Raw genomic sequence first — 22,994 nt, 5'->3', positions numbered from 1 at the left:
ATTTTACTCAACTATAAATTGGAAAGCTCATTCTTCGTCTAGGAAACGCTTGGTGATTGGAGCGTATGAATCAATTCTGCGGTCTCTCAAGAAAGGCCAATGCGTCCGGTACCGATCCGAAGCCGCAAAGTCAAGTTCCTCCACGTGAATTTCTTCTTCCAAATGAGGGGCTTTGTAGGTAACTCTTCCAAAGGCGTTGGACACAAAAGATCCTCCCCAAAACTGCATCGGTCCTTCAATTCCTGTTCTGTTGACAGAAACTACCGGAATACCGTTGGCAACTGAATGTGAGCGCTGAATCGTCTGCCAAGCATTGTATTGGTCGTCATTGGTTTGTTCATCCTGATGCAATGCCCAGCCAATAGCAGTTGGATACACCAAAAAGTCCGCTCCTTTCAAAGCTGTAATTCGAGCTGCTTCCGGATACCACTGATCCCAGCAGATGAGTACGCCGATCTTTCCGAATCGGGTTGGAAAAACCTTGTAACCCAAATCCCCCGGAGTGAAGTAAAACTTCTCAAAATAACCCGGATCATCAGGAATATGCATTTTTCGGTATTTACCGAGGTAGGTTCCGTCTGCGTCAAGGACTGCAGTAGTATTGTGGTACAAACCTTCCGCTCTTTTCTCGAAAAGAGAAGCTACGATCACCACACCAAGTTCCTTTGCAACGGCACTGAGTGTATCAGTAGATGGGCCCGGGATGGCTTCGGCGAGTTTGAAATTTTCGTAATCTTCAACATCGCAGAAGTACAGCGATCTAAAAAGTTCCTGCAGGACAACCACTTGTGCGCCTTTCTCGGCGGCAGTGCGGATACCTGCGATGGTTTTCTCCATATTTTCGGCCACATCCCCAGAGCAACTGAGTTGGACCATACCTACTTTGACGGATTTATTTGCCACGGCTAATGCGTTTTTGATTCAGTGGCAAAGATACCTTGGGTGTGGGGGAATGGCAAGTGGAGATTTGGAGGGATTGAAAGATTGAAAGATTGAAAGATTGGAAAATTGAAAGATTTAAGTTTGGCCAGATCTAAAAGATTGAAGGAATTTAATATTTTGGAAGTATGAATAAATCAGTTCTGTTTTTATTGGCAATTCTTGTTTTTCCATTTAATTCTTGGTGTCAAACCTTTAAAGAATTTGAGGAAAGCGCCCAAGCTAATTACAAAAAGGGTGATTTGGAAGCAGCAATAATTGAGTATTCAAAAGCACTTTTATTTTTTCCAAAAAATCCCATCGCATATTATAACCGAGGCGTTTATAAGTTAGAATACTATGAATTTGAATCCGCAATCAATGATTTTAAAAAATCTATAATTCTTGATTTTCCTGAACCTGTTTATCCACTTAGAAACATAGGGACGAGTTTTTCTGAATTGGGTAATTTGGACTCAGCACTGTTTTACTATGGTAAATCTTTAGAAATCGATCCTAAATTCTACTCAGTTTTGAAAGATAAAGGTTTGATTTACTATAAATTAGAAAGGTTTGACCAAGCTATAGAAAATTTTGATCAAGCATTATTGATAGAACCAACATATTCTCCTGCTCTTTCTGGAAGAGGGCAGGTTTACCAAGACTTAGGCGATTTATCAAAAGCTGAAAAAGACTATTCATCAGCAATATCAGTTGACAAAACTTCTTATGACTCCTTCAATAATCGAGGCAACATCAGGAAGGAAAAGGGGGATATTGAAGGTGCTATTTCGGATTACGAAAAAGCGAAAGATATCAACCCCGAATATTACCTAACCTATTTCAATCTTGGCGTATTGTATAATGATTTGAAAGAATTTGAAAAGGCAATTGGGTATTTCTCCAAATCAATTGATTTAAATCCATATGATGAGGCATCTTACCTTAACCGCGGAGTTGCCCGAGCGCAATCTCCGAGAAAAGATTATATGGGTTCAGTCTTGGATTTTTCAAAAGCAATTGAATTGAATCCAGACAAAGCACTGCACCATAATAACAGAGGATTTACAAGAATGAATCTTGGAGATTTTGAATTGGCTCTGGAGGACTTTAATAAAGCAATCAGTCTTGAACCTGATTATGGTATGGCATACAAAAATCGGGCACGTGCAAAAATTCAATTAAAACGGGTTGCAGAGGGATGTGATGACTTTAAAATTGCGTTGAACTTTGGTGAAAAGGTTAGTGAAAAAGAGCTCAATATTTGTAATTAATGATCTTTTCATTCTCCCCAATATTCTATTTCTAAAACTTAAATTAATCTGGTAGCCAGAAATTATCCCACTTCATTCTGCAGTGAATTCACCGGACTGCTCCAGACGGCTTTGAGCGAGTGGTAGCCAAAAGAGATGAAAGTCAGTCCCCTGACAAAGACCGCCGTGAAAAGATAGAGCGTCCAAGTGATTCCGCATGGAAAGTGTATCCCGAAAGAAACTGCTCCACAAAATACTAGGCTAATGGAAATCCTACCGCCAAGCTTACCACGACCCCATTGATTTTCAATGAGAGTTTCCCCTCACAATGCAAAATGGATTTGCTTTAAATCGTTTGCCAAGCGATGAAGCCCTTCCTGAATCTGTCTCGCTTTCGCATCGGATAAGGGAATTATTCCACTGCTAATCTTTCGCATCATACTGGCGTTCATACCAATGTAATTAGCAAATTCGCTTTTGTTCAGGATAGGATATTGCTCGAAAAACTGCTTAACATCGAGAAAGTATTCCACTTTCGCATTTTTTAGAAACTCAGCTTCTGCATTCTTCCCCGTTTCCTTCAAGTAATCGACTTGATACTCGATTACCTCTTCGATATTTTCTTTTAATTCCTCATACGAATCACCTACCGTGTAAATTCCTGAATGGGCTGGAGCATAGGCACTGAACCCAAATTCTGTTTTTTCAAGAATGATTTTCAAGCCATTCTCAGAGGAGGTTTGAATTGCGTTAATGTTCATAATTTGGAATTGGTTAATGCTGTGAATATCATTCCAGCCCTGCATCTTTCAGTATTGCTCGTTCTGTACCTTTTTTTAGCTCTTAGGATTGGTGTCTTGGAACCGGTATTTGTCCTGATTTGCTAGGATGTTGATACAAATCATGCTTTTTGCCATGCTTATACAGATACCATCCATCCGCAGTTAAAAGCTTGAGCAGTTCACTGATTTTCATTCCTTAATTTAAGGAACATAATTGTTACATAAAGAAAAAAAGGAACAATTTTGTTCCTTTTGCGAAGGATTTTTCTAAAAATATACAAATCAAAAGGTTTTAATTATTACCCTTCATTCTGCAAGGAATTTACCGGATTGCTCCAGGCAGCTTTGAGTGAGTGGTAGCCGACGGAAATGAAAGTCAGTCCCAACACCAGCACCGCCGTGAAGAGATAGAGCGTCCAAGAGATCTCGGCATGGAATGTATATCCCGAAAGAAACTGCCCAACAAAATACGAGGCTATTGGGAATCCTACCGCCAAGCTTATCACCACCAAGATGGCAAAATCCCTGCAAAGCAATATGGATAAGCTTCCAGCAGAAGCACCCAGCACCTTTCGGATTCCCATCTCCTTAGTCCTTCGCTCTGCAGAAAATGATGCCAATCCAAACAAACCTAAAGCTGAGATTAAACTTGCGATACAGGTGAAGGCAAGCGAAAGCTTGCCGATAACTTGTTCGCTTTCATATTCACGTTCAAATACTTCATCCAGAAAACTGTATTCAAAGGGGTAATCCGGATTGTGCTTTTTGAAAACCGCGCCGATCTGCTTCACCACCGACGGTAGCAGAGCCTGCTCAGATACTTTGAGAAAGTAGTGGTAACCGACATTTTCGGAATACATAAAAATCATAGGCTCGATGCCATGCCTAAAATTATCATTATGAAAATCCTCGGTGATCCCCACGATGCGCCCTTTGCCTTGCCACATTTCCAGCTCAGTTCCCACAGCCGTCTCTGGGTCCAGTCCCATGACTTCGGCGGCTTTTTTGTTTATGATGTAGTTAGTCGTGTCCTGGATTCCAACAAAGTTCCTACCCTCACGGATCGGAATATTCAACGTAGGGATGAAGCCCTCATCACAGCGGAAAATCTTGAAGTTGATCGTCGATTGTTCGGGTTTTCCCGGCCAGACAGGATCAGGTGTTGTGATCGGCACCGTGAAAATACTGTTTCCTCCAAATGCGAAAGATGCAACACCGGGAAGCTGGAGGAGGTCATTTTTGATGCCTGAGTAGTTTTTGACAATCCCTTCGTTTTGATCAATCACTAAAATATTTTCTTTGTCAAAGCCCAGATTTCGCTCGCTGATAAAGGTGATTTGCTTATGGACTGCAATGCTCCCTACTACCAAAATCGCCGAGGCGGCAAATTGTGCAACGACCAAAACTCGGCGCAGCCCGATTCCGCTGAGTAGAGATCGACTGTCTCCTTTGAGGACTTTGATGGGGTTAAATCCAGATAAAACCAAAGCAGGGTAGCTTCCTGATAGTAAGCCAGTGAGCAGGGTAATCGCCAAGAGAGCAAGGAGAAAAACCGGATTTTCGAGCTCAAGAATAACAGCTTTGCTGGTCAGTTCATTGAAAAATGGCAGAAGCAACTGCACTAGCAATAGGGCGAAGATCAGGGCAATCCAGGAAAGCAGGACAGATTCAGTAATAAACTGGAGGATCAACTCGCTGCGCTTTGCTCCGATTGATTTGCGGATACCGACTTCTCGGCCACGGGTTCCGGCTCGAGCCGTGGCCAGATTGATGAAGTTGATGCAGGCCATCAGGAGGATCAGAAGTGCCACTCCGCCAAAAAGATAGACATGCTGGATTCGGCCTCCGACATTTACGCCGTTTTCGAATTTACCTTGGAGTCTGAGATTTTCATAGGGAAAAAGAAAAGGAACACCGGTGCAGTCCGCACAGTTGGTCTTAATTAGTCGAGCAATCTTGGAGTTGGGGTTTGGGCTGTTTTCAACCAGCAAAACCGCCGTCCGGGAACCTCCGGCTTGCCAGTTTTGCATCCAGGGATTTTCCTTCAGATACAATTCAAAAGGGACGACAAAGTCAAATTGATGTGAGGAGTTTTCAGGTAGATTTTCAAAGACTCCGCTTACTGTCAATTCCAGTTTTTGGTCAAGACTGAGGGTCTTACCGATTGGATTTTCCCGAGGGAAAAGTTTCTCCGCAAGGGCCTCCGAGATAACAATGGAATTCAGTTCTGCGACGTGATTTTCTGATGCACCTATTGAAAATGGAAAGTTGAAAACCTTGAAAAATGCGGAATCGGCAAAGATGCCGGTTTCATTAAAACCAGTTGTTTGGTTTTTAACCAGCATAGGGGTTTCGAAACTGTATCGAGTAGCTGCTTCGATCTCTGGAATCTCGTCAATCAGCACGTCCTTGAGTCGAGCTGGAGGAACAGGATGAGTAGAAATACTTCCGTCGGGCAGCGTGCTGTTCACCATTACACTATAAATGCGGTCACCATTGTCGAAGAAACGATCATAGGACACTTCATCCAAGATCCACAAGAGGATAAAAATACTTACTGCAATTCCGGAGGTTAGCCCGAGGATATTGATCAGGGTATAACCCCGCTGACGGAGCAAGTTTCTATAAGATGTCTTCAGGTAATTTTTCCACATTGGATAATTGGGTTTGGACAAAAGGTCTGATTTTGATCAGCGTTTGAGCCAAAGCCATGCCCGATCAAAAAGGCCAAAACGTCCAAAAAAGACCTGTTTGAAAACGTTGGTGAAATTCTCAACGGACAATAATGTTCGATTTTGGGAAATAAATCAAGTCGAAAGTATTCTGAAGAAAAGCTTTAGATTTCCCCTTCACCGAAATTGAAAAGGTATAATCAGCAAACAGAATCACCCAAATTTATATTTGGCTAACGTTATCAAATTTTTTCAATTTTGGCCCATTTCGATTATATTCTGTAACAGCCAAAGCCATATCATATTTATTCTGCATTCTGGTCCACATATCAGCACTTCCTCCAAATACCTCTTGTATTCTCAAAGCCACGTTAGGAGAAATACCGCTTTTCTCATTGACGATCTTTGAAATCGTCAGTCTTGACACTTGTAAAAGTTCAGCTACTTCAGTTATTTTTAAATTATTAGGCTTAATAATTTCTTCAAGAAAAATTTTACCCGGATGAATGTGAGTGTTTAAATGCCTTTCCATATCACTGTTAGTTTAATGATAATCTTCTAAATCTACGTCGTACGCTGATGCAGTTTCATTGTCAAAATAGAAGGTCATCCTCCAATTTCCTGAAACTTCCAATGACCAGTCGCCTTTCCTGTTTCCCTTTAATGGGTGAGGTTTTAAGTTTGGAAAAGGAAATAAATCGTCAGGTACCCTTTCAATGCTATCAATAATATCCATAATAATTTTAATTCTCCCAACCATGGTAGATGGAAGTTTGCTCGTATCTCCTTTGATCCAATAATTTTTTAAGGATTTGTGTTTGATACTTTTTATCATCTAACATTGCATATTGTAAATATACTGTATACGACTAATTTCACAAAACTGTCATGCGGAAAATTAGGTATTCTCACCTTTGATCAATTCAGATTTAAGCCTTCCTTCAACTCCTTTCGCAATTTCAGAAATTGTCCTTTTGCCTACACCAGAATCAATTCCTTCTTGAATTGCAAGGCGTAATTCCTGAAGTTCCTTATTTCGCCCTAGCGTCTCCTCTGGAATAGATTCCGATTTTTTCCTAACTGTCATAACCTACCTGATTTAAAGAATTTTATGAATACCTTAATTTAGAAGATTAGACTAAAAAAAATCTATCACCGATCCTAACCTTCTACCCCCTACCCTTACCAATTTATAATTAGCCCTAAAGTCAATGATCGCTTTCCCTACTTTGATGATTTTGTTTGCCAGTTTGCTCTGCCCTAATCTTCTCCCATCATCATATCCAAAAACTCCTCCTTGGATACTTCGCCTGCTTTGACTCTCTTATAAAAAGGTTCGACCACTTTAATTGCCTCAGCTGCAAGGGCACTTTCAACAAGATCATGCAAAGGATATGAAATCAGTACAAAATGATCTTCCAAAAGATTGAACAAGAAAGAAGCTGCCCGTAGTTGTCCTGTTTTGGAATAATAGTAAATCCAAGGAGAATAGAAGGACTGTAATTCTGTGACATGAAACTTCTCTCGATCCGGTAAAAAATCCTGGATTTTTGTGAAATCGTTCATTGCCTCCGGGATGGAGTCCACCTCACCCATTTCTATCAATGTCTGGGCGTGGCAGGAAAGACCAAACAAGTAATCAGGGAATTTTTCTTTCATCTCCAAGGCAATTTCCAAGGATTTTGGTAGATCTCCACTTCGTTGATAATATTCCCATTTGTACTGATACAGGATTCTGTTTTTTGGAAACTTTTTGATCCCTGAATCAATCATTTTTAGTAACTCCGGATCACCTTCATCGAACTCCAAGTCAGAAAATTCCAGTTTTTCATGGACATCAGCCATGTATTTCTGCTCTTCCTTGGTGAAAGAAAATTTGGAAGTAGGTTCCTCAGTGTGCGAAATTTCCAAAAAAGGAGCAAAAATCGGCTCCTCGATCATTTCATCGTAGTTGTACTCTGGCAAGCGAGATAGCGTGTAAATCACGATGTCATTGGTTAACTCATCAAAGTTTTCCTCATCATAAAAATCCTCCCAATCCAATTCATCCCATGCGAAACAGGATTCTAAAAATATATCATCCTCATCGTCCTCATCCCATTCATCCTCGTCATCCAATTCATAATCATCCAAAAATGGATCAAAATCATTTCGAATGATTTCATAAGTCCCTGCTTCACCATATTTCAAAATTTGCCGCTCAAAATAAGGGGCTCTTTCATCATCAAAATTTAAGTAAAGATGCGCTTTTCCACCTTCGCCTAATGGAACCTCCAACTTTGGAAAGTCATCTGAATCCTCATCCAAAATCAACTCTGCGTATCTAAAATCCTCATGCGGAGCAATCCCATAATCCTCCGCAAAAGCGACTGATTCAAAAATCACATTGTGGATCAATTCATAGGATACTGGTTCAAAATCCAATGACAACCCATCTTTATAATTTTTCAGAATTTCCCGATAAAGTAATTCGGGTTCGTTGACAAAAAACAGAACATCCTTGGCGCCTGTGCACAATAAATCCACCAAGACGGAAGTGAAGGTGATATTTCCATTAACATGCTTTCTGGCGAATATCACCGGAAACTTCTTGATTTCTTCCCAATCTTTTGGCAAGAGGCATTCGTAAACCGGCAGTTTCCGAGCATTACCGGTTTTCAGATAGGTGATAGGATTAAAAGTTGTTTTTTGGGGTTTGGATTTCTTTTTTGCCATAGTCTATATCTTTGGTCTGCAAAGTAAAATCCATAGCTAGAATATCAGACTGATTTTCCAATTATTTTATTGCAACATTTAGAAAATTGAGATAATTAGGTTTTGGTAATGAAAATCAAAATCATCACTTTGACCACATGAACTATCAGCAATTAATCGACGAAGTGTACAATGAAGTTAAATCAGCAAATCCAAGGGGAAAGGTGGCTGATTATATCCCTGAATTGGCTAAGGTGGATGGGGAAAAATTTGGGATAGCATTAGTGGATTTGAAAGGAAATGTTTTTGGGGCAGGAGACTTTGAGGAACCCTTTTCCATACAAAGTATTTCCAAAGTGCATGCCCTCACCATGGTGGCCCATATTTTTCAAAGCAAACTCTGGTCAAGAGTAAATGTAGAACCTAGCGGCAACCCATTCAATTCTATTGCCCAACTGGAATTTGAAAAAGGCATTCCAAGAAATCCTTTTATCAATGCCGGTGCCTTGGTAATTACAGACGCTCTTACATCTAAGTTTGACGATCCAATAGCAGAAGTCAGTAAGTTCATCAACGAACTGGTAGGAAAGGACTGCATCAAAATCAACCAAGAGGTAATGGATTCTGAACTCAAGCATTCGGAAAGGAATATTGCGCTCGGATATTTTTTAAAAGCCTATGAAAATTTCGACAATGAGGTAGAAGATGTGGTGAAAACCTACGTCGCCCATTGCGCCATGGAAATGAGCTGTGTGGACTTGGCAAGGTCAATATCTTTTCTGGCAAATGATGGATATTCCATCTATGCAAAGCGAGAAATAGTACCTGAAAGCTACACCAGACGGATTAATGCATTGATGCTGACCTGTGGATTCTATGATGAAGCCGGAGAATATGCCTTCCGGGTGGGCCTTCCCGGAAAAAGTGGTGTTGGAGGCGGAGTAGCAGCAGTCATGCCCCACAAATTCAGTATTGCAGTCTGGAGTCCGGAACTCAATGAAAAAGGAAATTCAGTCAAATCGATTATGGCCCTGGAACTGCTGACGGACAAGTTGAAGTTTTCTTTGTTTTAGGGGAGTTTTAGGTACTCGATTAAAAAATTCAACAATGTCTTTTGAAAGTAAAACAAAAAAAGAGCAGCAAGTAGAATGGCACCAAGATCCTGACAATTGGAAGCTTGGAATATTCTATTTCAATAAAAAGGACAAAAGAATCCTTCCTCCAAAACGTAATAAGTTAATGGGCTGGACGGTAAACTTTGCAAACCCTGTTTCTGTACTTGTATTAATCGTATTACTTGTTTTGATTTTTCTTTTGCCTAAATTTTTGAGGTAGTAAAGCAAAAAAGATTCTCGTCCTCATTCTAGTTTTTTAAAAAAAACAAGGATTTTTCTAGTCAGCAAAGACCTGGTTCAAAAATCTTTATGGATATACGCTTTTCTGCCACCAGCCAAATTTTATTATGTTCCATCTCGACTTCGCTCGGTGTCCGTAGGTTTGTTTTTGATGGAGGGGAGTGGGGCTTGTTTTGGGCCCCAGCCGCAAAGCTCTCCCCTCTATTTAACAACATCAAATCCGGTGGCCGAGCTAAGTCGAGGCCATTTTGATCTAATGGCAAAGTACCGTATCGACTTCAACATCTTTTCTTTCAACTCAGCGTTCCCTAACTTGTAACAAATCCGCAAAAGAAATCATGTCAGAAACTCTTAAAGATTTTGTCTATCAGCTTATTGAAGAAATAGACAATGAGCAACTATTGGAGACACTTCGGGATTTCCTATCGTTGAGAAAAGAAACTCAGCCTAGAAAACTTTGGGAAGAATTGCCAGAAGATAAAAAACAGGAAATTCTATTGACTTTGGAAGAGTCAGCAGATGAGTCAACTTTGATTGCAAGAGAAGATTTTTTAAAATGAAAAAAAAATCCTCATCAGCAAACGAGCAAATAAAGATTACCCTATGAAGAAGCTTTTTCTTTTAACCGTACTTTCTCTAAGTGTCACCTTTTCTTTTGCTCAAAAAGGCACCAAAGAACGCATCAAATTGCACAGCACTGCCCTCGAAGGCAATCTCATCGGAGATCCTGCCGATCGGGATGTGACTGTCTACCTTCCTCCCTCCTATCAATCCAATCCGGACAGCCGCTATCCTGTGCTGTATATGCTTCACGGCTTTACTGATACCGATTCCCAATGGTTTGGCTGGGAAGATCACTGGATCAACTTACAGGATGTGATTGAAAAATCTCTAGCAGAAAATCTTTCCAAAGAGATGATTGTCGTCATGCCCAATGCCTACAATCGCTTCAAGGGAAGTATGTATGCCAATTCGGCAACCATTGGCGACTGGGAAACTTTCGTGGTGAAGGAACTGGTAAGTCATATCGATGCCAATTATCGGACTTTGGCAAAACAAGAAAGTCGGGGTTTGGCTGGACACTCCATGGGAGGATACGGAACCATGCGATTGGGTATGAAGTACCCGGATGTTTTTTCTGCAATCTATGCACTGAGTCCCTGCTGCATGGACGGCGGAGCCACGACAAATGCTGAGTTGATCACCAAACTGGAAGGTTTTACGCCTGATCAAATCAATGGTGCATCCTTCTTTGAAATTGCCACGCTTGCTACTTCCGCGGCTTTTGCCCCAAATCCACAAAACCCTCCTTTCTACCTCGATTTACCCGCAAAAAACGGGGAACCACGTCAGGAAGTAATCAATAAAATCATCGCCAACCGAACGCTTTCCATCGTCGACCAATACATTCCAAATCTGAAAAAACTGAAGGCTATTGGAATGGATGCCGGCCTGCAAGATCGGGGTATCAGTGAGGCTACAAAAAAGTTGCATGAGTTATTCGACGCTTATCAAATTCCCCATCAGTATGAAAGCTATGAAGGTGATCACCTTAATCGCATCGCTGAGCGAATCCAAACGAAAGCCTTGCCATTCTTCACTAAGCATCTGGAATTTGATTGACATTTTTTTGGCTACAAAGTCTCAAAGGCACAGAAGTTCGAAAACAAGGGTACTAGAAGAATTCTTTTTTCTATACAAAATAGTCACATAGTATTACATAGAAAAAAGCATTGAGTCCTCAGTCCTATGTGCTTCTATGCTCTATATGGTGAAAATTAGCCATACTCAGTGACCTGTGTTGAAATTCCTTTTGTTTCAGCTTTTTGGGTAAATTACAAAGACCAACCAGTTCATACCCTCTATACTACCGCCCTTTTATGAAATCGAGCATGACGCAGAACGTCACACAATGGGATGATTATCAACCATGCGAGATTCCATGTGGCAATTAAAAATCAATTATAAACACATGAAAAAAATATTCCTTGGTCTAGTCATTGTACTAGTCATTTTAGCTGCCATTCTGCTTTTCAACACATTTCGACTGAGTTCGAAACAAGTCGCCTCTGAGTCAATGGAGAAACTGGAAATATCTGATGAGGTGTTCCAAAATCTTTCAAAAGCCATTCAATTTCAGACCATTTCATATAGTGAAGATGCAATCCCGGATTCGGCTGCCTTCTTTGGCTTTCACCGCTTTCTGGAAGAAACATACCCTCTGACACATGCAAACCTCACCTTAGAAAAAATCTCTGATTACAGCCTACTGTACAAATGGGAAGGTTCGGATTCCTCGAAAAAACCGATAATTCTGATGTCTCATCAGGACGTGGTACCGGTGGATGAACCTACTTTGGGAGATTGGGAAGCTGCACCTTTTGAGGGAAAAATCACCGATACCCATATCATCGGCCGGGGAACGATGGATGATAAAGGAACGCTCCTTGGTCTTCTTGAAGCGGTGGAGAAATTGCTCTCCGAATCCTATGTCCCTTCTCGCACGATCTATCTGGTGTCAGGACATGATGAGGAAGTGGGAGGATCAAATGGCGCAGTGAAAATTGCAGCTTATCTGAAGGGAAAAGGAGTGCAAGCCGCAATGACCATTGATGAAGGAGGTTTCATAGCAGAAAACATGATACCTGGGGTTGATAAACCTATCGCTTTGGTGAATTTGGCCGAAAAAGGATTTGCATCTTTTAGACTAATTGTGGAAACAACTGGTGGTCACAGTTCTGCCCCACCACGAGAAAATACGATCGGAATTCTTGCCCAGGCGATAGTAGATCTTGAAAACAATCAATTTCCCTACAAAATGGTTAAGCCAATTGATGATCAACTGGAATATCTAGGGGCTGAGCTTCCTTTTTTCACCAAATTAGCTTTTGCCAATCCTTGGCTTTTCAAGAAACCAATTTTAGAATCTCTTAATGCTCATACAACGACCGCTCCCACTATTATAGATGGTGGGGTAAAAAACAATGTCATTCCTACAGTCGCCGAAGCAACGGTCAATTTTCGGATTCTTCCTGGAGAGACCATCGAATCGGTTAAGGCTCATATCAAAAAAACCGTTTCAGAAAAGGTGCGGGTAGAACCTGTTGGATATTTGGTCGATCCTTCACCTGTTTCCACCGTCGAATCCGAAGCATTTCAAATCTTAGCAAAAACTATCAGAAGCCAAAATCCCGATGCTATTGTCGTGCCCGGATTATTGGGAGGTGGGACAGATGCTCGGAATTTCTATGAGATCTCGGATGAAGTTTACCGATTTTACCCCATGCGTATCAGCCCTGAATCTATGACACGCTTCCACGGAATCGATGAGAAAATCAGCAAAGAGAATTACAAGGAGATCATCGAATTCAGCTATCATTTGATAAAAAATTTCAATTGATTTTCAAGTAAGATTGTATGGATAAAGAAAAGGACCAAGATTTCATAAAAAAAACGCCCAAAACTGTGTTCCGGGCGTTTCAATATTCCAGCAAAAACTTTTAAAGATTAGGAAGCAATACACGGTCGATTACGTGCACAATGCCATTGGTAGTCTGTACATCAGGAATGACCATTCTAGCAACTGCAGTTCCATTTCCAGCGCCTCTTACTGTTAGCGTACCTTCGGTAAAGGCTCCAAGTGTAAGTGGCGTGCCTCCAAGTGGGGTGACATTACCGGCATTCAATTCGCTCGTGAATTTCTCTCCTACAAAAACATGATTAAGCAAAACTTGTCCAACCACATCTGCAGGAAGCTTTCGGATATCTGCAGGTACATTAAATGGTACACCAAGAGCCGTCCCAAGATCCTTAAAAGCCTGATCCGTTGGAGCAAATACGGTGAATTTTGGGCTTCCTGGACTGCCTGTCAAAGCCTCAGCCAAACCTGCATATACCACTGCCTCTACGAGGAAGGACAACTCCGGAGAAGTAAACACACTGGAACTTTGAAGTGCAATGGCAGACTGAACAATGTCAGCACCAGTCGCAATCATCACTTTATCAATCACGTGAATAGTTCCGTTGCTCGCAGCTACATCTGTAGCCAATATTTTTGATCCGTTAACGTAGGTATCGTTTCCTCTACGGATGAATCGACGTTGTGGGCCCAAAGCCGAAGGTGATGTACCCCCGTTTGTGATAGCGCTCCCTGCAAGGTTCCCATTGGAAACATGGTAAAGTAGCGTATTGGTCAAAAATGGAACTTGCAATACTCCCAATGTCTCTTCATTTAAACCCAAGCGGGCAAAGGCATCATTGGTTGGTGCGAATACAGTGTAGGCACCTGATGCGTCTCCTGGGTTGGAATTACTTAGTACCACCGCTACTCCACCACGAACTGCGGCAGCTTCCAACGTGCTGAATGCGGGATTTGATACTGCAACAAAGGCAATTGAGGGAGCCGTCTCTTCGTAACTTGAGACTGATTCGCAACCAGTGAAAAGCGCGGTCATCAGACTGGCGGCAAGGATTGTTGTATATTTTCTAAAATTTTTCATCTTTTTTTAAATTGATTTGGAGGGTCTTACTTGCCTTTTGGCAGGTAGTGTGAAATCTTACATTGGCGGATAATCAGCTATGTTCGATTTCATTTCGATTAATGGTTAGAATGAGAAAGCTAATCCTCCGTAGAATCCTACTGAGTTACCGATATTTCGACCAGCTACGACTGAACTAACTCCACCAACAAGGCCGGCAAACTTGGCCAATGGTACATACACATTGGCACCTATTCGAGTGAAGTTGACTCTTGTGGCTGGGAAAAACCCTGTAAAACCCTCTCCTAAAATGTCAACACCACTTTTGTCGGAAAGCTGGCTAGCCACGAAGGCATCGACATAAAATGCAGATCCGGCATAACCTAACTTGAATTCGCTCAAGAGCGCATTTGGCACTTGATTAGATCTAAGACTATAGCCTAATTGGCCAGTTGCAAAAAGACCTGATTCTGTAGAAAACTGCCCAATGCCAAAAGCCGAAAAACGGGTAGATCTATTGCCTATTGCGATAATAGATTGAAGTCCTTCATCTGCGGAATAATTGCCAAGTGGAGTTTCTAATCCAGCTGCCCCCAATAAATCAAATTTGCTCGAACCCATTTCTTTGGTGAGCAAACTATATTTACCATAAATCTTCAAATCCTGTATACCTGATCGGGTATTTTCAAATCCGTTATTTTCCAAGACAGCTTGACTCGCATTCCCTTCAGATTTGATGTAGGGGAGATTTACGATCAAATTGAAGCGATCACTTAACCCATACTCTGCATACAACGAAGTACTGGTGATGGCCACATCATTAAAAACCGGTACACCATCAATTTCTGTTGGAACCAAAAAGACCTTTTCGTAAGATTCTCTAAATTGAGAGATAACCACAGATCCTTCACCTTTTTTCTTGAGAAACCCGCTTACGGGACTCTGCGCCATGCAGTTACTGACAACTACTAGAAATGAAATAATTAGTAATGGAATTCGCATAAACTTTTGTTATAAGTGGAATGAATTATTTAAGAAAAAAAATAGAATAGGATAAACACCTTTTTCAAAGACTTACATCTTTTTTTAGAGGTAGATTTACCATTTCCTTATTTTCTGATTGGAATTACGAAGAGGCTTTATCGGTTGGATTGAGCCTTGTTAATTTTTTTTAAAAATCTAAAGCACCTAATAGCTTATACTCGAATATATGTCTTACTAACTCTACACGTCATTTAAGGTCTGAATTACCTTCTCTGATTGTAGTTCTTTTTAAACTCTGAACTTCTCAAAATCAATTTCTCCGTGTGCCCTGCCTACCGGAAGGCAGGTTTGTGGTAAATAATTTTTCGTCCCTTTATCCCAATCCAGGTGGCTAATTTGAATTCTTCTTTTTGCTTTATTACCCAATCTCTAGGTTTTCAATATCCTTTTTTCTATTTTCACACTTTGAGACAATAGAAAAATGACCTATGAAGAAACACTTGCTTTCAACCCTGTTTTTCCTCTCAGCAATTGGATTCGATTCCAATGCTCAGGAAGCGATCTTTCGCGCACAAAACATCATTTCTCCTGAAATTCACGATGATAATTCTGTCACCTTCAGACTTCACGCTCCTAATGCGACCGCAGTTCAAGTGACTGGGGATTTCCTTCCTTCTGTGAAAATGGAGACTCCGATGGGTCAAATGGACGGACCAGGAAAAGAAAATCTTACAAAAGGTGAAAACGGCGTTTGGGAATTTAAAACCGCAATTTTAGGCTCGGAACTATACAATTATTCTTTCATGGTAGATGGATTTTCCACTACAGATCCAAGTAATCCTTTTATTATCCGTGACGTTGCCTCGGCTACTAATATCTTTATCGTGGGAGGTGGTCATGCGGATCTATTTAAAACCAATCCCATTCCCCATGGGACAGTTGCACGTCGTTGGTATGATTCTCCTGGACTAAAAATGAATCGTAGAATCACTATCTACACCCCACCGGGATATGAGACCTCCTCTGAAAAATACCCCGTGCTTTATTTATTACACGGAGCTGGCGGTGATGAGGAAGCTTGGATTTCTTTGGGACGTACCGCTCAGATTATGGACAACCTGATTGCCGACGGCAAGGCAAAACCGATGATTGTGGTCATGCCTAATGGAAATGTAATTCAAGACGGTGCACCGGGCGAAGGAAGCAAAAACTTCTACAAACCGCAATTCATGATTCCAAATACCATGGATGGAACTTACGAAGGTGCTTTTGGCAATATTATCAAGTTTGTAGAAAGTAGCTATAGGGTAAAAGCAGACAAAGCTAATCGAGCAATTGCCGGCTTATCCATGGGTGGCTTTCATACCATCCATATTTCCAGATACTATCCGAATACCTTTGATTACATGGGTTTATTTTCAGCTGCAATTATGCCAAGGGAAGATGCTACTGGCAAAGTGTATAGCAATTTTGACAAGACTTTGAAAGCCCAAATGGACAATGGCTACAAACTTTACTGGATCGCAATCGGTAAATCTGATTTTCTCTACGAAGCCAACAAAGAGTATCGTGCTAAACTTGATGCCATGAAGATGCCTTACACCTATGTGGAAAGCGAAGGCGGCCATATCTGGAGAAACTGGAGAGTATACCTTACGCAGTTTGTGCCTATGCTTTTTTAGATATCCCTACCACAAAAAAGCCGGCTTCCCAATCGAGAAGTCGGCTTTGATTTTTTAGAGAAAATGGATTAGATATTTTTTATATCCACTTTTGTTTTGATAATCAATGCTCTATTTCTATTGGATTTCACAGCTGACAAGGTTTTATCAGCAAATCCTTTGATTGTAAAATTCTGACCGTTTGAAACTTGATTTTCAAACATCGAGATAGAATTATTCAATTCAGTGACTTGATAATCGATGTATGCCTTATCAAAAGCGGTTCCTTGCAATAACGCAAGCTCATCGTACTTAGCCTGCATTTCTGTAGTGATTACATTTGACATTTCCACTTTATTGGTGTCCAGAATCCCTGTAAGCTCGGCTTTAGTAGCGGTGTTTTCCACAAAAATCATTTCCCCGTACTCAACAATTAAGGCATCACTGCCTTTCTCTTTTGCCAATTGACTAAACGCAAGCTGCGCGTTGATGAATTGAGAAGAAGAAATTGCAAAATTTCTGTCTTGCTGACTGATAGTCGTGATAATTGGTTCATTGTCATCCTTGTTGCACGATGTCATCCCAAGTAAACAAAATGTAGAAAGGAGAATAGCACCTGATCTTTTGATCATGGATGATCTCACTGAAGAGATGGATTGAATTTGATTACTAGGTTTCATAAGAAATGTAGTTGGTTTAATTTATACTATGACTTAAACAACTATTGTTCCTTATGGCTCTATCATGCTATAAGGCGGTTTTGGGTATTTCTAACTGGGTAGCACCCCTACACACTGATAAAGAAAATTCCCATACTAAGGCAAATGAGATGGATTAAAATTTGGTATCCAGGCGAGAGAAACTCTTCCTAAAAGTTGAAAAGTCTCATTCAAATAATTTTGCATCAGAATCTATTTAACATTCTAATCTGCACTTATACCATGTGCATTTCCAGTATTTGGAATAGACACATAATCAAGAATTAAGATTATGCAATTTATTTTTTTCTGTATATCCGCTTTTTTGCCAGTAAATCAAAATGGCCTCGACTTCGCTCGGCCTCCGGATTCTGGTTGTTTAGGGGAGGGGAGGAATATGCGGCTGCGCCTCATATTCCTCCCCTCCCATTAAAACAAAACTAACGGACACCGAGCGAAGCCGAGGTGAAACTAAATAGAATTTGGCTACTGGCAGAATTGCGTATATCCATATATTTTTTTTCCGAAGTATCAATTTCGAAAAAATTGATTTACTTTGTTTTTCAAAGTACTTTTAACTATGAAGAAACCGGAACAGGAATTAGCCGAAATCAAATCCATGATGGAGCGGAGCACTCGCTTCCTTTCGCTGAGTGGACTAGCAGGAGTACTGGCGGGAATCTATGCGCTCCTCGCAGCAGCATTATCTTACTACTGGATCTATTTCCCGAATCCACCTTTTGGGTTTCGAACCACCTTTGTCGATGATGGTCAAGTTTTCGCAAAACTCATTACGTTAGCACTGGTGATTTTGGCCCTTTCGGTGGGAACAGCCTATTTTCTCAGTCAAAAGAAGAGTCGGCGACTGGCAACCAACCTTTGGACTCCTGCCGGAAAGCGATTTTTGCAGGCCTTATTTATTCCGGTACTGGTTGGGGGGATTTTCTGTTTAGCATTGGTTCTCAGAGGTTATCTGATTGTGGTGGCACCGGCAACTTTGATTTTCTATGGTTTGGCATTGATCAATGCATCCCAGTTTACACTAAGTGATATCAAATACTTAGGTTATGGAGAGCTAATTCTAGGTCTAATTTCAGCATTCTTCCCCGGATACGGGTTGATCACTTGGGCTATTGGATTTGGAGTCCTGCATGTAGTCTATGGATCGATGATGTACTACAAATACGACCGATAACGTGAAAGGGAATTACGATAAAGCCTTTGAGAACGTGGTCCGACTTCGTATCATGTCTGTCCTGATGGTCAATGAGCGGTTTGATTTCAATTCCTTCAAAGACCTTCTGGAAGTTACCGACGGCAATCTGGCCTCGCACCTTCGAAACTTGGAAAATGCCGAGTATATCCGGGTGGAAAAAACCTTTTTAGGGAGAAAGCCTCTGACCAATTATCTGGCTACCGAAGCTGGAAGAAAGGCCTTTCAGTCGCATCTGGATTTCTTGGAAAATCTGATCAACCAAAACAAAAACTAAAAAAATTTCTCTATTTACTTTGAAAATCAAAGTACTTTCAATTTTAAATTTTAAACCACCCATCGAATGGATCAAAATTCAAAAATCCCCACTTCAAAGCCCGCCAATTTGGGTTTAGCAAAATCTGCAAGCATCAAGCTTTTGATCATTGGCACGATCGCTTTGCTATTGTTAATTCCCCAATCATTCACCTTAGACTTGATCGAAGAAAGGCAGGGACGACTCACAGAGGCGGAGGAAGATATTCGGGGAAAATGGTCCCGGGAACAAATGCTAATGGGCCCTTACTTGAAGTTGCCCTATTTCGAATTGAAAGAAATAATCACGAATGGTGAGAAGAAGCTAATAAAAGAGCATAAGATAAAATTCATCCTTCCCGAGGAATTAAACTTGTATGGAAATATAGAAGCTCAATTATTACACCGGGGTATTTTTGATGTGGTAGTATATACAAACACTCTCACTTTTGGTGCAAAATTCGATTCACTTGAATTAACAAAACTCAATCTTCAGACCGAAAACATACTTTGGGATCAAGCCAGCATCATGATTGGCATTAGTGATTTGAGAGGTATAAGTGGAAGTCCAAATTTTAAAGTGAATGAGAAATCCTTAGTCTTGGAGCCATTTTCGGAACGAAATGGAGAAAACAGGGGGCTTGTATCCAATATTTCGCTCGACCCCAACAATTCAGGCTTTGAATTTCTCGGCGAAATGATCTTGAAAGGAAGCAAAGATTTCTCCATTGTTCCTCTCGGAAAAACTACAAATCTTTCCATGACAGGGAATTGGCCAAGTCCAAGTTTTCAGGGGGAATTTCTACCGGAATTTAGGAAGATCACCGATTCGGGATTCGAAAGCAACTGGAGTATCCTACATTTCAACAGGCCATTTGGGCAGGAATTTGAAGGATATGTTCCTGATTTAAGTCAAAGTGCATTTGGGCTGTCTTTGGTAAGTCCAATCGATCAATATCAACAAAGTACTCGAACTTCCAAATACGCAATCTTGATCATTACATTAAGTTTCCTTGCCTTATACTTAATGGAATTATTCACAAAATCACACATCCATCCCATTCAATATACGCTCATTGGGTTTGCCTTGATATTATATTACACATTGTTGATTGCCCTTTCGGAACATCTTGGTTTTAGTGTCGCTTATAGGATAGCAAGCTGTGCGACTGTAATTCTGCTTGGTCTCTATTCCCGCTCTATTTTCTCCAACTGGAAAGAAGCTGGAATCTTCTCATCCGTACTTTCCATCTTCTATCTATTCATCTTCATTATTGTCAAGCAACAGGATTTCGCCTTGTTGATTGGAAGTATTGGTCTGTTTATTTCCCTTGCCGTAACCATGTTTATTTCCCGAAAAATAAACTTTTCTCAGCAAGAAAACCCTATACTCAATTTGGCCAAATAAGCCTTCTCTAGATGTCCTTCAAAATATTTATCTTAAACCAACCCCTCATTATTATGAAAGAATCCATCCAATCCATTTGGGATAATCCAAATCAACTCGAAAAATATTACCGTAAAAACAAGTCTGAATTTAGGGAAGAGTTTGGTTTACTTTATCCTCAACTGAAAGGTCAGGTTCAGGCTGAGTTCTGGCACGAAAGGTTAAACTACGATTCCGACCGCATCAGTTGGGGCAGTCGAAGCGAATGGAGATTTGTCATCGTCGCAGCACTTTTAGCTGGTATTTTAGCAAAGTTTCCTGCTATATTTTCTATAGATGAGGAATTCTTCTATCCCCGAAATTTGGGATTTATCGCTTTCCCTTTTGTCACGGCCTATTTTGCTTGGAAAAATAACCTGTCCATTAAGTCTTTAGCTATTCCTTTCAGTGTAATTCTGGTTTCAGCACTTTACATCAATCTACTTCCCGAAAATCAGGAAAGCGACACCTTTATTTTGGCATGCATTCACCTGCCACTTTTGCTGTGGGGATTGCTGGGTTTTGTTTTTTCAGGCACAAAAATCAATGATCTTTCCCGAAGACTTGCTTACCTCAATTTCAATGGGGATGCGGTCATTATGGGAGCCATTCTATTGCTAGCAGGAGCCTTAATGGCTGGAGTAACGGTAGGTTTATTCTCATTGATCGGAATTAGCATAACTCAATTCTATTTCGATTACATCATGATTTTTGGATTGGCAGCAGCACCTTTGGTAGCCACTCACCTGACCCAAACCAACCCACAATTGGTCAATAAAGTACCGCCAATCATCGCAAAAATCTTCAGCCCCTTGGTCTTGATTATGCTAGTGATCTATCTTGGTGCGATCGTATATGCCGGCAAGGATCCCTACAACGACCGAGAATTCCTCATGCTTTTCAACATGCTACTGATCGGTGTGATGGGATTGATTTTCTTTTCAGTAGCAGAGTCTTCCAAAGAAGAGAAATCCGGTCCTGGAGTCTGGATTTTGGTTTTACTTTCTTTGGTGACTATCATAGTAAATGGTGTGGCGCTGTCAGCGATCGCTTTTCGGATTTCGGAATGGGGAATTACACCCAACCGTATGGCTGTTTTGGGAGTGAATATTCTGATGCTGGTCCATCTCCTACTCGTATCAAAAAAACTGATTTCAACTGTTCTGAAGGAAAATCCTTTGGAAGATGTAGGGTTGGTTTTGGTTAAATACCTCCCGGTTTATTTGATTTGGACAGCAATCGTAGTATTTCTCTTTCCGTTGGTTTTTGGATTTAGGTGAAAGTAAAAAGATATGCAAATTTCTATTTTCTCTCAGTTGAGACAATAAAAGTGTCTCTAACTAGTATTTGGAAGGAATTGGATATCTTTCAGATTCAAAACCTTTACCATACTATGAAAAAAACCAATCTTAGCCTTTTTCTTCTCTTGGCTTTCACACTCGGATTTACTGCTTGCGGAACTAAAACCGAGAAAACTGAAGAAACTGTAATTGAACAGCCCGCAAAATTCGGAGGCCTTGCACTCTATACCGTTCGTGATGCCATGGGTAAAGATCCCAAAGGAACACTAAAGGCTGTAGCTGAAGCAGGTTATGCCTATGTTGAAGCTGCTGGATATGCCGATGGCAAGTTTTATGGAATGGAGCCCGCAGCCTTCAAAAGCTATTTGGATTCTCTCGGACTTCAGGCAAAAAGCACTCACATGGGTGGTGTAACACTTGAAAACGCAGACCAGCAAATCGCTGCTTCTGTCGCTGCAGGAATCGAATATTTTGTAATTCCAGTCCCTCCAATGGGGATGTTTTCTTTTGGTCCGAGTGGAATGGGCATGAAAGGAACTCCCGCTGAATTGGTAGCAATTTTAACAACCATAGGCGAAAAATGCTCTGCGGCGGGGATGAAGTTACTTTACCACAACCATGACTTTGAATTCATTGCGATGGCAGATGGAACGATATTAACAGATTATATCCTGGATAATACCGATCCGGCCTATGTCAACTATCAGATGGACCTATTTTGGGTGACCAAAGCGGGAGTTGATCCCTTAACTTATTTTGAAAAGTATCCGGGACGTTTCAAGTCATGGCATGTAAAAGACATGAATGATTCAAGTCAATTTGCACCTGTAGGAACTGGAAACATTGATTTCAAGCGAATTTTGGATGCAAAAGCAAAGTCTGGAATGGAGTATTACCTTGTAGAACAAGACAATACTTTTGGACTTGATCCATTGGAAGCGATCAAAATCAGCCATGCGGGTTTAGTAGAAATTGGATTTAAATAAATCGAAAATCTCTGTTTTTAGAAATGAAAGCCAGCCTTCGGGTTGGCTTTTTTTGTTTTCAGTCGATCTAATTACCTTATGCTAAAAAAAAATAATGTATATCCGCTTTCTTACCAGTATCTCCTTTTAACAAAATGACCTCGACTTCGCTCGGCCACCGAATCTTGAATAATTACAAGGAGGGGAGGGGAAAGGGGGGGAGCCGCCATTAACGCCCCCCCACGCCAACTTATTTTTTAATATTTACTGGGGGGGGGTTTATGGGGGGGTCCCCCCAAT

The 22,994-nt window shown here is 40.9% G+C and carries 23 protein-coding genes; 12 read left to right on the top strand and 11 right to left on the bottom strand.

The genetic code is table 11. The features are described 5' to 3' along the window. Window positions 1-27: 27 nt before the first annotated feature. Window positions 28-876, bottom strand: a complete 849-nt coding sequence (locus ACK4HU_RS14285; RefSeq protein WP_409807907.1) for a carbon-nitrogen hydrolase — start codon at window positions 874-876, stop codon at window positions 28-30. Between the two features lie 191 nt (window positions 877-1,067). On the opposite strand from ACK4HU_RS14285, the gene ACK4HU_RS14280 reads away from it, so the two are divergent. Then, the gene (locus tag ACK4HU_RS14280) at window positions 1,068-2,192 is read left to right on the top strand and encodes a tetratricopeptide repeat protein (RefSeq protein WP_409807838.1); all 1,125 of its coding nucleotides are present in this window, start codon (window positions 1,068-1,070) and stop codon (window positions 2,190-2,192) included. 302 nt (window positions 2,193-2,494) lie between these two features. Here ACK4HU_RS14280 and ACK4HU_RS14275 read toward each other — a convergent pair whose 3' ends face one another. From ACK4HU_RS14275 to ACK4HU_RS14245, 7 genes are all read right to left on the bottom strand, one after another. Next, complete coding sequence (locus tag ACK4HU_RS14275; protein ID WP_409807837.1) at window positions 2,495-2,932, bottom strand: type II toxin-antitoxin system HicB family antitoxin; 438 nt, start codon at window positions 2,930-2,932, stop codon at window positions 2,495-2,497. Between the two features lie 82 nt (window positions 2,933-3,014). Further along, complete coding sequence (locus ACK4HU_RS14270; protein WP_409807835.1) at window positions 3,015-3,146, bottom strand: type II toxin-antitoxin system HicA family toxin; 132 nt, start codon at window positions 3,144-3,146, stop codon at window positions 3,015-3,017. Window positions 3,147-3,252: 106 nt separating this feature from the next. Continuing rightward, a complete protein-coding gene (locus ACK4HU_RS14265; RefSeq protein WP_409807833.1) occupies window positions 3,253-5,607 on the bottom strand; it encodes an ABC transporter permease in 2,355 nt (784 codons plus the stop codon). A gap of 241 nt (window positions 5,608-5,848) precedes the next feature. Next, window positions 5,849-6,157 (bottom strand): HigA family addiction module antitoxin, encoded by a 309-nt coding sequence (locus tag ACK4HU_RS14260; RefSeq protein ID WP_409807831.1) that lies wholly within the window; start codon window positions 6,155-6,157, stop codon window positions 5,849-5,851. Window positions 6,158-6,169: 12 nt separating this feature from the next. Then, a complete protein-coding gene (locus ACK4HU_RS14255) occupies window positions 6,170-6,460 on the bottom strand; it encodes a type II toxin-antitoxin system RelE/ParE family toxin (protein ID WP_409807829.1) in 291 nt (96 codons plus the stop codon). A 63-nt stretch (window positions 6,461-6,523) separates the two neighbouring features. Beyond that, entirely contained in the window at window positions 6,524-6,712 is a 189-nt protein-coding gene (locus ACK4HU_RS14250; protein ID WP_409807828.1) for a hypothetical protein, read from the bottom strand. A 173-nt stretch (window positions 6,713-6,885) separates the two neighbouring features. Further along, window positions 6,886-8,340 (bottom strand): hypothetical protein, encoded by a 1,455-nt coding sequence (locus ACK4HU_RS14245; RefSeq protein WP_409807826.1) that lies wholly within the window; start codon window positions 8,338-8,340, stop codon window positions 6,886-6,888. A gap of 137 nt (window positions 8,341-8,477) precedes the next feature. Between ACK4HU_RS14245 and ACK4HU_RS14240 the strand changes: the two genes are divergently transcribed. From ACK4HU_RS14240 to ACK4HU_RS14220, 5 genes are all read left to right on the top strand, one after another. Then, complete coding sequence (locus ACK4HU_RS14240; protein ID WP_409807824.1) at window positions 8,478-9,392, top strand: glutaminase; 915 nt, start codon at window positions 8,478-8,480, stop codon at window positions 9,390-9,392. A 34-nt stretch (window positions 9,393-9,426) separates the two neighbouring features. Further along, complete coding sequence (locus ACK4HU_RS14235; protein WP_409807822.1) at window positions 9,427-9,654, top strand: DUF5808 domain-containing protein; 228 nt, start codon at window positions 9,427-9,429, stop codon at window positions 9,652-9,654. 358 nt (window positions 9,655-10,012) lie between these two features. Then, complete coding sequence (locus ACK4HU_RS14230) at window positions 10,013-10,234, top strand: hypothetical protein (RefSeq protein ID WP_409807820.1); 222 nt, start codon at window positions 10,013-10,015, stop codon at window positions 10,232-10,234. Between the two features lie 43 nt (window positions 10,235-10,277). Beyond that, window positions 10,278-11,297, top strand: coding sequence for an alpha/beta hydrolase (locus ACK4HU_RS14225; RefSeq protein ID WP_409807818.1), 1,020 nt, complete (start codon window positions 10,278-10,280; stop codon window positions 11,295-11,297). A 349-nt stretch (window positions 11,298-11,646) separates the two neighbouring features. Further along, window positions 11,647-13,074, top strand: a complete 1,428-nt coding sequence (locus tag ACK4HU_RS14220; protein WP_409807817.1) for a M20 family peptidase — start codon at window positions 11,647-11,649, stop codon at window positions 13,072-13,074. Between the two features lie 100 nt (window positions 13,075-13,174). Here the strand turns inward: ACK4HU_RS14220 and ACK4HU_RS14215 are convergent, their stop codons facing one another. Then, window positions 13,175-14,173, bottom strand: coding sequence for a fasciclin domain-containing protein (locus ACK4HU_RS14215; RefSeq protein WP_409807816.1), 999 nt, complete (start codon window positions 14,171-14,173; stop codon window positions 13,175-13,177). A gap of 105 nt (window positions 14,174-14,278) precedes the next feature. Then, the gene (locus ACK4HU_RS14210) at window positions 14,279-15,154 is read right to left on the bottom strand and encodes a hypothetical protein (RefSeq protein WP_409807814.1); all 876 of its coding nucleotides are present in this window, start codon (window positions 15,152-15,154) and stop codon (window positions 14,279-14,281) included. A gap of 470 nt (window positions 15,155-15,624) precedes the next feature. Between ACK4HU_RS14210 and ACK4HU_RS14205 the strand changes: the two genes are divergently transcribed. Beyond that, the gene (locus ACK4HU_RS14205) at window positions 15,625-16,818 is read left to right on the top strand and encodes an esterase (RefSeq protein WP_409807812.1); all 1,194 of its coding nucleotides are present in this window, start codon (window positions 15,625-15,627) and stop codon (window positions 16,816-16,818) included. A 68-nt stretch (window positions 16,819-16,886) separates the two neighbouring features. On the opposite strand, the gene ACK4HU_RS14200 is transcribed toward ACK4HU_RS14205, so the two are convergent. Then, entirely contained in the window at window positions 16,887-17,477 is a 591-nt protein-coding gene (locus ACK4HU_RS14200; protein ID WP_409807810.1) for a DUF4142 domain-containing protein, read from the bottom strand. Window positions 17,478-18,075: 598 nt separating this feature from the next. Here ACK4HU_RS14200 and ACK4HU_RS14195 point away from each other — a divergent pair. The 5 genes from ACK4HU_RS14195 (at window position 18,076) to ACK4HU_RS14175 (ending at window position 22,715) form a co-directional block, all read left to right on the top strand. Beyond that, a complete protein-coding gene (locus ACK4HU_RS14195) occupies window positions 18,076-18,690 on the top strand; it encodes a hypothetical protein (protein WP_409807808.1) in 615 nt (204 codons plus the stop codon). A 1-nt stretch (window position 18,691) separates the two neighbouring features. Next, window positions 18,692-18,985 (top strand): winged helix-turn-helix domain-containing protein, encoded by a 294-nt coding sequence (locus tag ACK4HU_RS14190; protein ID WP_409807806.1) that lies wholly within the window; start codon window positions 18,692-18,694, stop codon window positions 18,983-18,985. Window positions 18,986-19,051: 66 nt separating this feature from the next. Next, the gene (gene creD / locus ACK4HU_RS14185; protein ID WP_409807805.1) at window positions 19,052-20,410 is read left to right on the top strand and encodes a cell envelope integrity protein CreD; all 1,359 of its coding nucleotides are present in this window, start codon (window positions 19,052-19,054) and stop codon (window positions 20,408-20,410) included. A 53-nt stretch (window positions 20,411-20,463) separates the two neighbouring features. After that, window positions 20,464-21,708, top strand: a complete 1,245-nt coding sequence (locus ACK4HU_RS14180; protein ID WP_409807803.1) for a hypothetical protein — start codon at window positions 20,464-20,466, stop codon at window positions 21,706-21,708. A gap of 113 nt (window positions 21,709-21,821) precedes the next feature. Next, a complete protein-coding gene (locus tag ACK4HU_RS14175) occupies window positions 21,822-22,715 on the top strand; it encodes a sugar phosphate isomerase/epimerase family protein (RefSeq protein ID WP_409807801.1) in 894 nt (297 codons plus the stop codon). Window positions 22,716-22,994: the final 279 nt, after the last annotated feature.

It is taken from the genome of Algoriphagus sp. (genome assembly GCF_046296635.1).
GTDB lineage: Bacteria > Bacteroidota > Bacteroidia > Cytophagales > Cyclobacteriaceae > Algoriphagus.
This window is presented reverse-complemented; position numbering and strand designations above follow the sequence as displayed.

Bases quoted from the DNA above. Each gene is read 5' to 3' on its own strand.
- ACK4HU_RS14215 (WP_409807816.1), bottom strand. From the start codon at position 14,173: ATGAAAAATTTTAGAAAATATACAACAATCCTTGCCGCCAGTCTGATG.
- ACK4HU_RS14280 (WP_409807838.1), top strand. From the start codon at position 1,068: ATGAATAAATCAGTTCTGTTTTTATTGGCAATTCTTGTTTTTCCATTT.
- ACK4HU_RS14255 (WP_409807829.1), bottom strand. From the start codon at position 6,460: ATGATAAAAAGTATCAAACACAAATCCTTAAAAAATTATTGGATCAAA.
- ACK4HU_RS14175 (WP_409807801.1), top strand. From the start codon at position 21,822: ATGAAAAAAACCAATCTTAGCCTTTTTCTTCTCTTGGCTTTCACACTC.
- ACK4HU_RS14285 (WP_409807907.1), bottom strand. From the start codon at position 876: ATGGTCCAACTCAGTTGCTCTGGGGATGTGGCCGAAAATATGGAGAAA.
- ACK4HU_RS14220 (WP_409807817.1), top strand. From the start codon at position 11,647: ATGAAAAAAATATTCCTTGGTCTAGTCATTGTACTAGTCATTTTAGCT.
- creD (WP_409807805.1), top strand. From the start codon at position 19,052: ATGGATCAAAATTCAAAAATCCCCACTTCAAAGCCCGCCAATTTGGGT.
- ACK4HU_RS14200 (WP_409807810.1), bottom strand. From the start codon at position 17,477: ATGAAACCTAGTAATCAAATTCAATCCATCTCTTCAGTGAGATCATCC.
- ACK4HU_RS14235 (WP_409807822.1), top strand. From the start codon at position 9,427: ATGTCTTTTGAAAGTAAAACAAAAAAAGAGCAGCAAGTAGAATGGCAC.
- ACK4HU_RS14225 (WP_409807818.1), top strand. From the start codon at position 10,278: ATGAAGAAGCTTTTTCTTTTAACCGTACTTTCTCTAAGTGTCACCTTT.
- ACK4HU_RS14210 (WP_409807814.1), bottom strand. From the start codon at position 15,154: ATGCGAATTCCATTACTAATTATTTCATTTCTAGTAGTTGTCAGTAAC.
- ACK4HU_RS14205 (WP_409807812.1), top strand. From the start codon at position 15,625: ATGAAGAAACACTTGCTTTCAACCCTGTTTTTCCTCTCAGCAATTGGA.
- ACK4HU_RS14195 (WP_409807808.1), top strand. From the start codon at position 18,076: ATGAAGAAACCGGAACAGGAATTAGCCGAAATCAAATCCATGATGGAG.
- ACK4HU_RS14275 (WP_409807837.1), bottom strand. From the start codon at position 2,932: ATGAACATTAACGCAATTCAAACCTCCTCTGAGAATGGCTTGAAAATC.
- ACK4HU_RS14270 (WP_409807835.1), bottom strand. From the start codon at position 3,146: ATGAAAATCAGTGAACTGCTCAAGCTTTTAACTGCGGATGGATGGTAT.
- ACK4HU_RS14230 (WP_409807820.1), top strand. From the start codon at position 10,013: ATGTCAGAAACTCTTAAAGATTTTGTCTATCAGCTTATTGAAGAAATA.
- ACK4HU_RS14245 (WP_409807826.1), bottom strand. From the start codon at position 8,340: ATGGCAAAAAAGAAATCCAAACCCCAAAAAACAACTTTTAATCCTATC.
- ACK4HU_RS14260 (WP_409807831.1), bottom strand. From the start codon at position 6,157: ATGGAAAGGCATTTAAACACTCACATTCATCCGGGTAAAATTTTTCTT.
- ACK4HU_RS14240 (WP_409807824.1), top strand. From the start codon at position 8,478: ATGAACTATCAGCAATTAATCGACGAAGTGTACAATGAAGTTAAATCA.
- ACK4HU_RS14180 (WP_409807803.1), top strand. From the start codon at position 20,464: ATGAAAGAATCCATCCAATCCATTTGGGATAATCCAAATCAACTCGAA.
- ACK4HU_RS14250 (WP_409807828.1), bottom strand. From the start codon at position 6,712: ATGACAGTTAGGAAAAAATCGGAATCTATTCCAGAGGAGACGCTAGGG.
- ACK4HU_RS14265 (WP_409807833.1), bottom strand. From the start codon at position 5,607: ATGTGGAAAAATTACCTGAAGACATCTTATAGAAACTTGCTCCGTCAG.